Below are 11,748 nucleotides of genomic sequence, written 5' to 3' on the forward strand. Positions count from 1 at the left end.
ATTTGCGTATTGAACCGGGTCAGACCCGTTTGGTTGCTTCGCTGAACCGGTCTTTGATCCGTTTGCTATTGCGTTTCATTGCGGTTCGCTGTTCGCGCAATATTTGCGAGGAGCTCTTCTTGGAAGGAGCGAACAACAGCGCTTCCTTAGGCTGGGTGCCTATAGCTTCGGTAACTTTTCCGTTCTTCGAGACGAATACTCCGGTGCTCACGACTGCATCCCTCCTAGAATCAGCTTGATAAATTCGATCATCAAAGGATTTTTACTAATTATAGCATCGTTTGCGGCTTCTTTGTAGTGGATGAATTTCTTATAATCCCAATCCGGGTCGGCCGGAAAATGAAGGGTCAGTACTAAGTTACCCGTTCGAATGCAATAATAAAACATGTTCTTTGACGCTTTGAAAAATACCTGCTCCTCTTGATCACCCATATGATACGTAAGCACGTTGTAGGAGCTATGATCGTCGAGCTTGTAGCAAGCTGCCCCTGCCGCGCTGCCTACCTTGGCAACTAACCGGAGATAATCATCCTCCTGCCGATATAAGGTAGCCGCGCAGCAATCTCCGTAAAACCCAACGGTCTCTGCAACATAGGAGCCGTAGCTGTGCTCAATGCGGCCGCCGGCCATCCGCGACTTGATGATCTCCAGAAATTCCTCGCTTTGCTGCAGGCCCGTAATTTCGAGCTGCGGGATAAGCTGGTACAGCAAATCGACCGCCTCGTCGAACTGCTCAAGCCTGATGCTAGTCTGCTCAATGGATTGTTCCAGGGGCAGGAGCAGCGAACCGCGGCGGAGCAAATCACTGAAATAAGCCTTCCAGTCGATCGGTACGCCCAGCGACAAATCGTCGATGTATATTTTGCGGAGGGTCATGTCGTATAGAAAGTACCATACATAAGGCTCAACGTTGGAAGGGATGGTATGATTTGCGCTAAGGAAATCCATAATATGTAATGGGGAAGGGAAACGTTCCTCGTCATTAATGTATTGGTCGATAAACTGGTCGATCAGCGGTTTGATTATGGTGAAAAAAACGGATTTGATCTCCGTATCCGCAAATACGAGAATAAGCTTGCCCTGCTCATGCGCCTTGATAAATTCCATATGCGTTACCGTTATTCCGGACGGAGCATTGTAAGTTCCCGACTTGCTCCCCAGGAACAGCAAATAAATATCGCATGCCTCAACCGCTTCAAGGCATTTCTTAATTGAATCGATATGGGCTGGCCAAGGCCCCAGATTTTCCTCCCACATCAGAGGATCATGACCGAGGGATACCAGCTCGCGAAAAGCAGCTCGGCGAAGCGGTTTCAGGCCATCCTCATTTACGGAGCTAATGAACACTGTAGTTCTCGCCACGCCAGTGAGTCACCCCTTCAAGTTGGGTTTTATTCCCATTATATATGAGTTGGATGGGAATAGATAGCGTCGTTTTAGGATAAATGGGTTAAGTAATTGTTCCTATTGCATTTGTTTTTTTCATCATGTAATATATAAAACAGTGTTACTAAATAAAAGTAAGTAAATATTCAAAAGATAAGGAGAATTCCAGCATGAGTCAATTTTTGGACGAAATCAAAGTAAGACGCAGTGTGTACGCTATTAGCAAGGAAGAGGTTATTTCGGATCAACGTGTAGAAGAAATCGTTGCCGAGGCAGTACTGCACACGCCGTCATCCTTCAACTCGCAAAGCGCGCGCGTAGTCGTTCTGTTCGGTGAGCAGCACGACAAGCTGTGGGATATTACGAAAGAAACGCTGAGAGCAATCGTACCGGCAGACAGCTTCGGACCGACCGAAGAGAAGATGGCTGCATTCCGCAGCGGGCGCGGCACGGTACTCTTCTTTGAGGATCAAGAAGTCATTCAAGGGCTTCAAGAGCAATTCGCGCTGTACAAAGACAATTTCCCCGTGTGGTCTGAGCAATCTTCGGGCATGCTGCAATTCGTAATATGGACAGCCCTGGCTAACGAAGGCGTTGGCGCTTCGCTGCAGCACTATAATCCGCTGATCGACGAGAAGGTTCAGCAGGAATGGAACATTCCGGCTTCCTGGAAGCTGATCGCGCAAATGCCGTTTGGCAAACCAGTAGCCGAGCCGGGAGAGAAGCCATTCAATCCGATTGAAAGCCGTTTGAAAGTATTTAAGTAATCGCACTGTAAACATAAAAAGGGAAGGCATCCTGAAGATGCTTTCCCTTTTTCTTGCACTCCGTTATTCGTCGCAATCACATATTGGCGAGGTCAGCCAGATATCCTTGAAGTCCATCCAGCCCAGGCGGTTAATGCCGATTCCGCGGATGGAGGGGTGGACATAAGTATTGATTTTGCGGTGAACGAGAAACAAAAATTGAGCCTCGTCCTGCAGCCGGAACTCGATTTGCTGAAAAAGAGCACTGCGCGCCTCGATCGAGGCCGTCGCCAAAATTTCCTCGGCAATCCCAAATATCCATCTGCGCAAATTGTGCTCCATGTGGTTATAAATAAAACTCTGGCTTTGAAGGTAAGTTTCCAACTGGCATACCTCGTCATCCGCGAAGGCAAGGCAGGTCAATATGCAGTCGGCTTCCGCGCCAATGCCTTCGTCACTACACTCACTGACCGTAACATAATTTATACGGACATTTATACCGACTGAAGCGCATTGCTCCGCAAACCAGCTGGCATCCTCGCTCTGATGAAGGGTCGTAATCAGGTCAAGCGGGGTTCCGTCATAGCCGGATTCCTGAAGCAGCTGCAGGGCGGCGTCCCGGTCATACCGGAATGCGCTGCTGGCGAGGCGTTCCTCGCGGGGCAAGAAACCTCGGGCAGGAGCTCCTCGCTCCACATCTTGAATCAGCTGCCTTCGGTCGATAATCAGATTCACGGCCTGGCGGAACGACAAGGACTGCTGCGGGCCTGGTTTGTTGCGGTTCCAGCTAATCAGGCTGCAGTTCTTCCCCAGGCTTTCGATTTGGTTCCAATCCTTCTCCGGCTTGCTTGGAAACCGTGCCTCGTTGTCGATAAGCTTCTCCCATCTCAGCCTGGAAGAACCGGGGATCTCTTCGGGAAGGATGACGATGTTCACCGCATCCAGGTAGGCCCTTCCTAGGAAATACTCGGTGTTCACGGAAAGGTTGATGAGGTTCGAACTCCAATGGGTCAGCCGAAAAGCTCCTGTGCCGATAGGCATCCTCCAGAATTTCTCTTCATCCTCGCTGACCAAATCTGCGGGCAAAATCGCCGCGCATGCGGAGCAGAGCATACGCGGGAGCAGCCAATTGGGCTGCTTCAGAACGATTTTGACCGTAATCGGGTTCAGCGCCTCGACGCGGTCCATTGTAAAAAGCAGCCATTCGTTCATTGAGCGATTCCGAAGCCGATTAAAGGTAAATACGACGTCATGAGCAGTCAACTCGCGTTTATGGTGGAAACGCACGCCTTTTCGGAGGTGAAAAACCCACTGTGTTCCATCATCATTGCTCTCCCAATGATGGGCGAGCATCGGTACGACCTTCGAATTTTCATCGGATTCGTATTGCACGAGCCGATCGAATATTTGTCGTGCGAGATGGGCGTCAAAGCTATGGAACAGATTGGCGGGATCAAGCGTCAGCGGGGCGCGGTATACCGGCAAGCGGAACAAATCGATGCAGCCTGCTGAATTGGAATTTTCCTCTTCGCTGTAGCCAAACTGGCCATTGAGCCACTTCATGAACTGATCGAGAACCACCTGGTCCTCCTCATACTGATTCAGCACCTCAAACGCGGTCCGGTATTCGCTTTTGTCGGCCAGGCGCTGTGCATACTGAAGAAGAAACTCGTCTCGCGGAACGCGGAACTCGATCCGCGAGCGGTTGCCGCGTCCTCGTCCAGGGTGCCATACAATGAGCTCTTCCTCTTCGAGCTTGCGGACGATCAGCTTGACATTCCTCTCTGTGCAATGAAACAGCTTGGTCAATTCGTTTAAAGTGACTTCCTTGTCCATGACAGAGCCAGCCGGGACATCCCTCGCGATATATTCATTCAATAATGCCAAATAGCGTTCTTCTGTTAGCATAAAAATACCACCTCATTGCGGTATAAATTGGGCTTGTTCCTCTAAAAGGGGAATTACTTGTTCAATAGTGTACTCTTTTTCTTCCTGATTTTGAAGCAGATAATGGAAATATATATAAAGGGTCCAAAAGTAAGGGGTGGGAGAGAATGTACACAGAGGAGTTATATCGCTTAGAAAGAGATCTGAAGTTGTTTCATCATCATCCACAGCAATACAGAGTGAATGAGGAAGGCAGAATCGTTGGATTGAAGAGGCGGCCAATGAAGAGGAGGGCAGCACTTCGCTTGCTGCGTTCTTTCGCCAGCTTGGTGAAATTCTAAGGCGACGACGGGGAAACCCCGTCGTCGCCTCGTCTTTGTTTGATATAGAAATCGGTAAAAGATGAAGATGATAACCTCAAGCGAGCGCCTTGCGGAATTCTTCCGTTAAAAGGGGAACTACCTCGAATAAGTCACCGACGATCCCGTAATCCGCTATTCTGAAGATCGGGGCTTCCGGGTCTTTATTGATGGCGATAATGATCCGGGAGTGGCTCATGCCCGCTAAATGCTGGATGGCACCGCTTATTCCGCACGCGATGTAAATTTGCGGCGTGACGACTTTGCCGGTTTGGCCGATTTGCAGCGCGTAATCGCAGTATCCGGCATCACATGCTCCGCGGGAAGCGCCGACTGCTCCGCCCAGCACCTCGGCAAGCTGTTCGAGCGGCTTAAAGCCTTCCGCGCTCTTCACGCCGCGGCCGCCGGAGACGACGATTTGCGCTTCGGCCAAATCGACGCGCCCCGACGCTTTGGTAATGACATCTTTAATTATAGTTCTAAGATTGACGGGAGCTGTGTAAGCATGCTGAATAATTTCCCCAGGGGAGCCTGCTTCCGCGGCGGGGGGGATGTTGTTGGGCCGTACAGTGATAATATGCGGACCGTTGATGAATCGCTTCTGCTCGAAGGCTTTACCCGCATAAACAGGCCGTGTAAAAAGAAGCTCGGAGCCGTTTCTGTGTATGGCTGTCACATCGGAGATTTGCCCGGCCTGAAAATGGGCGGCCAGCATGGGGGCGAGATCCCGTCCCATCGCAGTATGGCCAAGGACAATGGCGCAGGGCTCCAAGGACTCCAGCACGGGAATGATGGCGGAGCAAAATGTTTCGGCTAAATAATGCTCCAAATCAGGATGATCCAAGACATGCACTTGACCGGATACGTATCGGGACAGCTGGCTGGCTGGCTCGGACAAATTATGCCCAAGAAGCAAGGCGGAGATCGTATCGCCTTCTTCGGCGGTGAGCCGTGCCGCTTCGATCGCCTCCAGGCAGACCTGGCGGAGCTGCCCGCTGCGCACCTCCGCGATGACCACATAATGTTTGCTCATCGATATTCCTCCCTTGGGTTATTAAATCGCTTTGGCATCGGAACGCAGCAGGGATACCAGCTGTGCGGCCTGTTCCTTCAGCTCGCCCTGCAGAATTTGTCCGGCCTGTCTCTGTGGAGGCAGAGAGAGGGAGATTCGCTCCGTGCGGGGGGCGATTTCCGCATCCGACAAGCCTAGCTCACTTAGTCCAAGCTGGTGAAAAGGCTTCTTCTTCGCTTTCATAATTCCGGGCAGGGAAGGGTAGCGGGGCTCGTTCAATCCTTGCTGCGCCGTAAACAGGGCAGGCAGGGCAACCTCGATCGTCTCGGTGTCTCCTTCCGCATCCCGGAGCACCATTGCCTTGCCGTCAGCGATATCCAGCTTTGTGACCGAGGAGACATGGGGAAGATTGAGCAGCCGAGCCAAACGGACGGCGACTTGCCCCGACCCCTGATCCACGGAAAAATTGCCGCCGAGCACAACATCGGCGGTTACTTTGTACAAATACGCGGCGAGCACGACTGATAGGCTATATTCGTCTGAAGGAATTCGCTCATCCGAGATCAGCACCGCCTCATCTGCGCCCATGGCCAGGGCGGTTCGCAGCGCCTCGGCAGACCTTTGCGGGCCAACGGAAACAACCGTGACCTGGCCGCCGTGCAGCTCCTTCAGGCGAAGCGCCTCTTCTACCGCATACTCATCGTAAGGATTAATGATGAACTTGACGCCATCCTCGGAGATTTCCCCGTCTTGAATCACGATTTTCTCTTCGGTATCGAAGGTTTGCTTCAAAAGCACGAAAATGTTCATACCGTATCTCCTCCTTCACATGAATGACCGCGTTATTGATATACGTACTTTCCGCCTTTGTCGCCAGATATCCCAAGCCGAAGCCAGTCTACGCTACGAACTCAGGGCCTTGAGGAAGAAATCGACCGTCTTGTCAACCTGGGCGGAGAGGGAATATTTCCTTCCGGAAATAAGCCACGAGGTCACGACCTCGTCCATTGCGCCGAAGATCAGGTGGCGCGTAAGCTTGGGATCAAGCTCGGGACGGAACGATTTCTCATGAATCCCCTTCTGTACAATATGCTCGATCAGCTGAATATAGGGCTTCACGGATAAGCCAATCGCCTTGCGCAGCTCAATGGAGCTCTGCCGGAGCTCGATTTGGGTAACGTAGGCGAGATCGACGTTGTTCTCCAGTTCGGTGAAGTGGATCTCGCATACTTTGCGCAGCGCCTGCTCCGCCGTATCGGTCTCCTGAATGCTGCTGTTGAATCTGTCGACCAGCTTGCCCAGACGATCCTCAAACAAAGAGATAAGGATATCTTCCTTCTTCTTGAAATATAAATAAATCGTACCGTCCGCTACTCCGGCCTCCTTCGCGATTTTGGACACCTGAGAACCGTGAAACCCATTCTCGGCAATGACTTTCTGCGCCGCATCCAAAATCATTTCAAATTTTTCCTGTTTTCTACTTGTCATCAGGTCACCTCAATGCTAATATTTAAACCAACTGAATGAATGCTCATTCATTTTTGATTTTATCTTAGGGGAAATGATGGGAAAAGTCAATGTTTGTTCGTTCATCGTCGAGAAGTCCAGTCGGTTGTAAACGCTATCTAAAGCTTGTCGTCTTAGTTTGACCACTACGGTAGAAAGGACGGAAAGCATATGACGTGGCAGCTCATTAACTTGGTTTTGTTTCTGATTGCAACGGGGCTTGGCCTATATTTGTTCGCGGTCGTTGTCCATCGCCGTTACAGCTACCTGAAGCTCGGAAAAAGCGTTGAGCCGCGACAACGCGGCATGGGTAGGACGGCTGAATATTTGTCCGAGGTATTCGGCCAAAAGAAGCTGCTGAAGGACCTGCCAAGCGGCCTGATGCATATCGTCATTTTTTACGGATTCATTATTTTGCAGTTCGGCGCCTTGGATCTGATTGTCAAAGGTTTGGCCAAAGGCAGGCATTTGCCCCTTCCTGCCTACGAGTCCTTCGGCCTGCTGCAGGAGATTACGGTTCTGCTCATTTTGCTGGCTATGGGTTATGCCTCTTATCGCCGTTACGGCGAGAAGCTGGCCCGGCTGAAAAGGGGCTGGAAGCCCAGTATCGTCGTTATGTTCATCTATTCGCTCATGCTGACCGTTCTGTTATCGCTCGCCTTCGAACGGCTTTGGCTCGGGCTGGAGCCATCCGGCTACGCCCCCATTTCCTCACTAATCGCAGCAGCGTTTGCCGGGATACCGCAATCTTCCGCAGCTATTTTCTTTTACCTGTTCTGGTGGCTGCATTTACTCATACTGCTGTCCTTCTTAGTTTACGTTCCCCAATCGAAGCATTTTCACATCATTACAGCACCGATTAACCTGTGGCTGCGCCGCAGCGAACCCGCAGGGCGCTTGAAGAAGCTGGATCTCGAAGATGAAGAGGCCGAGAGCTTCGGCGCCGGCAGGATCGAGGATTTCACCCAAAAGCAGATGCTCGACTTCTACGCCTGCGTGGAGTGTGGCCGCTGCACGAACGCCTGCCCGGCATCGAATACCGGCAAGCCATTGTCGCCAATGCATCTAATCACGAAGCTGCGCGATCATTTACAGGAGAAAGGAACTGTGGTTACCGGGAAATCACCCCATGTGCCGGCCTTAGCTAACTCCATGCACGGCGCTCACGCCCTTGAGCTTGCGCCCGCAGCTGAATCTCTTAAGCCAGCTTGGTGCGACAAGGCCGGCATAACCAATATCGCGCCTACGATGGATTGGCATAAAGCCACCTGGAGGCTTCAGGATGAATCATCTCCCGAGGATGTCACTATGATCGGCGGGGTGATGACGGAAGAGGAAATTTGGTCCTGCACGACCTGCCGGAACTGTGAGGATCAGTGTCCTGTCGGCAATGAGCACGTTGATAAGATCATCGATTTGCGCCGCCATCTCGTTCTCATGGAAGGCCGTCTCCCCCAGGAAGGACAGCGTGCAATGACCAACATCGAACGACAGGGAAATCCCTGGGGGCTTAGCCGTACCGACCGGGCGAACTGGACCGGAGAGGTGGAGGGAATTTCCGTCCCTACAGTCCGGGAGAATCCCGAGTTCGAATATTTGTTTTTCGTCGGGTCGATGGGCTCTTATGATCAGCGCAGCCGCAAAATATCGAAGGCTTTCGTCCGTCTCCTGCACGAAGCCGGTGTGAGCTTTGCAATACTCGGCAATGAGGAGAGGAATTCAGGCGATACGCCGCGGCGGCTAGGCAATGAGCTTCTGTATCAACAGCTGTGCCAGGAGAATATCGATACCTTCCGCAAGTATGGCGTCCGCAAAATCGTGACGGCCTGTCCGCACACGTTCAATACGCTGAAGAACGAATATCCTGATTTCGGGCTGGAGGAGGTGGATGTGCTGCATCATACACAGCTGCTGAGCCAGCTGATGACAGAGGGGCGGCTCGTCCCGAGACGTGAAGTGAACGAGCGAATCACTTACCACGACTCCTGCTATCTTGGCCGATACAACAATGTATATGAGGAGCCCAGGGCTGTGCTTCGTGCCATTCCCGGCGTGCAGCTTGTTGAAATGGATCGCACCCGGGAAAACGGTATGTGCTGCGGGGCCGGAGGCGGGCTCATGTGGATGGAGGAGAACAGCGGGAAACGGGTCAACGAGGCCAGAACTGAACAGGCGCTGGAGGTAAATCCAAGCTTGATCAGCAGTGCATGCCCTTACTGCCTTACGATGCTGGAGGATGGCACGAAACTGAAGGAGGCCGATGATACGGTCAAAACAAAGGATATCGCAGAAATATTGGCGCTGTCCGTGTTTGGCAGTGATGCGGCAGTTACGGGACAGCCGGAAATGATGATTATTCCTGAGAGAAGCATATAGCTGCCGTTCGAGCAAAAACACCTAAACAGCAAATGGCATGGGAGGGGAAGGAATATGTTCAAACCGATTACAACTGCGGCCGTCATCGGCTCCGGAGTTATGGGCTCGGGGATTGCAGCGCAATTGGCGAATGTGGGGATATCGTGCCTTCTGCTAGATATCGTTCCGACACAGCTCACCGAGTCCGAAGCCGCAAAGGGACTTACCCTGGAGGAACCGGCTGTGCGAAGCCGGCTTGCCTCGTCGGCCATTAAGCAGCTGGCAAAGACCAAACCGGCGCCGCTCTATGACGAGCGCTTCGCCAAACGGATTACCCCCGGAAATTTGGAAGATGATCTTCACCGCATTTCCGGCGTGGATTGGGTGATCGAGGCCGTTGTCGAGAATCTGGAGGTAAAGCGGAAGCTGCTAGGCGCTATCGAGCGGTATTGGCGGCCCGGCGTTGTCGTCAGCTCGAACACATCCGGGATCTCGATCAACGAGATGACGGAGGGGCGGTCGGAGGACTTCCGGCGTCATTTCCTCGGAACGCATTTCTTTAATCCCCCGAGGTATATGAAGCTGCTAGAAATTATCCCCGGAGACAACACAGATCCCGGCGTAGTGGCCAGGATGACCGAATTTGCGGAAAGGAAGCTCGGCAAGACGGTCGTCCAGGCCAAGGATACGCCGAATTTCATCGCCAACCGGATTGGAACATACGGGCTGCTCGTTACGCTGCGGGAAATGATTGCGAAGGGGTTGTCGGTGGAAGAGGTCGATGCCGTGACCGGTCCGGCGATGGGGCGGCCGAAGAGCGCGACATTTCGCACGCTCGATCTGGTCGGTCTGGATACGTTCGTGCATGTGGCGAACAATGTGTTCGAGCATGCAGCGAATGAGCAGGAACGAGCGGTGTTTGCCATTCCCGGTGTATTGAAAGAACTGGTCGATCAAGGCAGGCTGGGAGAGAAAACGGGGCAAGGCTTCTATAAAAAAGTGAAGGGTTCCGAGGGCAGCCAGATCCTTGCGCTTGATCTGGATTCGATGGAGTATAGGCCGGTTAAGAAACCGGCTTCCGGATCGCTGGAAGCGGCGAAGCTAGCGAAAGGCGCCAAGGCTAAGACAAAGGCGCTGCTGTCAGGCGGGGACCGTTATGCGGATTTTGCCTGGGACGTATGGAAACAGGTACTCCTGTATTCCGCGGAGAAGGTCGGCGAAATCGCGGACAGTATCCGCGAGATCGATGAAGCGATGAAATGGGGCTTCAATTGGGAGCTAGGTCCCTTTGAGACATGGGATGCCATTGGTTTGACCCGTTCTGTCGCACGGATGGAAGCCGAAGGGTTGAGTATTCCGGCCTGGGTGAAGGATTGGCTCGCGCAAGGAAATGAGACGTTCTACAAGAAGGAAAGCGGCGTCTTATTCCAGGCTTCGGGGCTGAAATATAAGCAGGTAGACATTCCGCCGGAGAGAATTTCCCTGCATGAGCTTAAAGAGCAGAACAAGATCGTTAAAGCAAACAGCGGAGCGAGCCTGATCGACCTGGGTGACGGCGTGGCCTGCCTCGAGTTCCATTCGCCGAACAATGCTATTGGAGGCGACATCCTGGCGATGATCTCGCAGAGCGTAGAGGAGGTGCGGCGAAATTTCGACGGTCTGGTCATTGCCAACCAGGGGCGTAATTTCTGTGTCGGCGCAAACCTGATGCTGCTGCTGATGGAGGCCCAGGATGAAGAGTGGGATGAGATCGACGACATCATCCGCCTGTTTCAGAGCACGATGTACAATTTGAAGCGATTCGAGAAGCCTGTCGTGGCAGCTCCGCACCGAATGACGCTCGGCGGCGGCGTGGAAGCGTGCATGCCTGCGGATCAGGTGATCGCCGCGGCAGAGACATACTACGGGCTGGTCGAGGCCGGCGTCGGGCTGATTCCCGCCGGCGGAGGGTGCAAGGAGCTGGCGCTGCGGGCCAGCAGGCATGCGGGGGCGGACGGGGATTTGCAGCCTCTGCTCAACCGGGCCTTTGAGACGATTGGGATGGCCAAGGTGTCGAGCAGCGGATATGATGCCAAGACGCTCGGTTATCTCATGGAGCACGATCGGGTCGTTGTCAACCCGGATTACTTGATTCATGAGGCGAAGCAGGCGGTGCTTCGGATGTCGGCCGCCGGGTATGAACCGCCACAGGAGGAATTGATCCGCGTGGCCGGCTCTGAAGGCAAGGCGGTGCTGCAATTGGGCGCGATCGGTATGAGGGAGAGCCGCTATATCAGCGACCACGATCTGCTCATTGCGAAGAAGCTGGCTCATGTGCTGGCCGGCGGGGACGTTCCGCCGGGCAGCTATGTGAGCGAGCAATATATGCTCGACTTGGAGCGCGAGGCATTCCTCAGCCTCTGCGGCGAACCGAAGACCCGGCAGCGGATGCAGCATATGCTGGCTACCGGTAGGCCGCTGCGCAATTAAGTTTTGAATCTCATGCCGGAGTTCAGAT

The 11,748-nt window shown here is 53.0% G+C and carries 9 protein-coding genes; 3 read left to right on the forward strand and 6 right to left on the reverse strand.

Annotated elements, in window-relative coordinates:
- Positions 1 to 19: 19 nt before the first annotated feature.
- Together GNP95_RS12225 and GNP95_RS12230 are read right to left on the reverse strand one after the other, a co-directional pair.
- The gene (locus GNP95_RS12225) at positions 20 to 211 is read right to left on the reverse strand and encodes a hypothetical protein (protein ID WP_155611138.1); all 192 of its coding nucleotides are present in this window, start codon (positions 209 to 211) and stop codon (positions 20 to 22) included.
- On the reverse strand, positions 208 to 1,362 hold the full coding sequence (locus tag GNP95_RS12230) for a DUF4062 domain-containing protein (protein ID WP_155611139.1): 1,155 nt from the start codon (positions 1,360 to 1,362) through the stop codon (positions 208 to 210). The genes GNP95_RS12225 and GNP95_RS12230 overlap by 4 nt, the downstream gene beginning before the upstream one ends.
- Positions 1,363 to 1,556: 194 nt before the next feature.
- On the opposite strand from GNP95_RS12230, the gene GNP95_RS12235 reads away from it, so the two are divergent.
- A complete protein-coding gene (locus tag GNP95_RS12235; RefSeq protein ID WP_155611140.1) occupies positions 1,557 to 2,153 on the forward strand; it encodes a nitroreductase family protein in 597 nt (198 codons plus the stop codon).
- Positions 2,154 to 2,216: 63 nt separating this feature from the next.
- Here the strand turns inward: GNP95_RS12235 and GNP95_RS12240 are convergent, their stop codons facing one another.
- From GNP95_RS12240 to GNP95_RS12255, 4 genes are all read right to left on the reverse strand, one after another.
- Complete coding sequence (locus GNP95_RS12240; RefSeq protein ID WP_155611141.1) at positions 2,217 to 4,040, reverse strand: ABC transporter substrate-binding protein; 1,824 nt, start codon at positions 4,038 to 4,040, stop codon at positions 2,217 to 2,219.
- Positions 4,041 to 4,436: 396 nt separating this feature from the next.
- A complete protein-coding gene (locus tag GNP95_RS12245) occupies positions 4,437 to 5,411 on the reverse strand; it encodes an electron transfer flavoprotein subunit alpha/FixB family protein (protein WP_155611142.1) in 975 nt (324 codons plus the stop codon).
- A 21-nt stretch (positions 5,412 to 5,432) separates the two neighbouring features.
- On the reverse strand, positions 5,433 to 6,200 hold the full coding sequence (locus GNP95_RS12250) for an electron transfer flavoprotein subunit beta/FixA family protein (protein ID WP_155611143.1): 768 nt from the start codon (positions 6,198 to 6,200) through the stop codon (positions 5,433 to 5,435).
- Between the two features lie 93 nt (positions 6,201 to 6,293).
- Positions 6,294 to 6,878: a TetR/AcrR family transcriptional regulator gene (locus GNP95_RS12255; protein WP_155611144.1), complete on the reverse strand. Its 585-nt coding sequence runs from the start codon at positions 6,876 to 6,878 to the stop codon at positions 6,294 to 6,296.
- A gap of 189 nt (positions 6,879 to 7,067) precedes the next feature.
- On the opposite strand from GNP95_RS12255, the gene GNP95_RS12260 reads away from it, so the two are divergent.
- Together GNP95_RS12260 and GNP95_RS12265 are read left to right on the forward strand one after the other, a co-directional pair.
- Positions 7,068 to 9,272: a (Fe-S)-binding protein gene (locus GNP95_RS12260; protein WP_155611145.1), complete on the forward strand. Its 2,205-nt coding sequence runs from the start codon at positions 7,068 to 7,070 to the stop codon at positions 9,270 to 9,272.
- Positions 9,273 to 9,326: 54 nt separating this feature from the next.
- Positions 9,327 to 11,720: a 3-hydroxyacyl-CoA dehydrogenase/enoyl-CoA hydratase family protein gene (locus GNP95_RS12265; RefSeq protein ID WP_155611146.1), complete on the forward strand. Its 2,394-nt coding sequence runs from the start codon at positions 9,327 to 9,329 to the stop codon at positions 11,718 to 11,720.
- Positions 11,721 to 11,748 lie beyond the last annotated feature (28 nt).

The sequence above is a fragment of the Paenibacillus woosongensis genome (genome assembly GCF_009725165.1).
Lineage (GTDB): Bacteria > Bacillota > Bacilli > Paenibacillales > Paenibacillaceae > Fontibacillus > Fontibacillus woosongensis.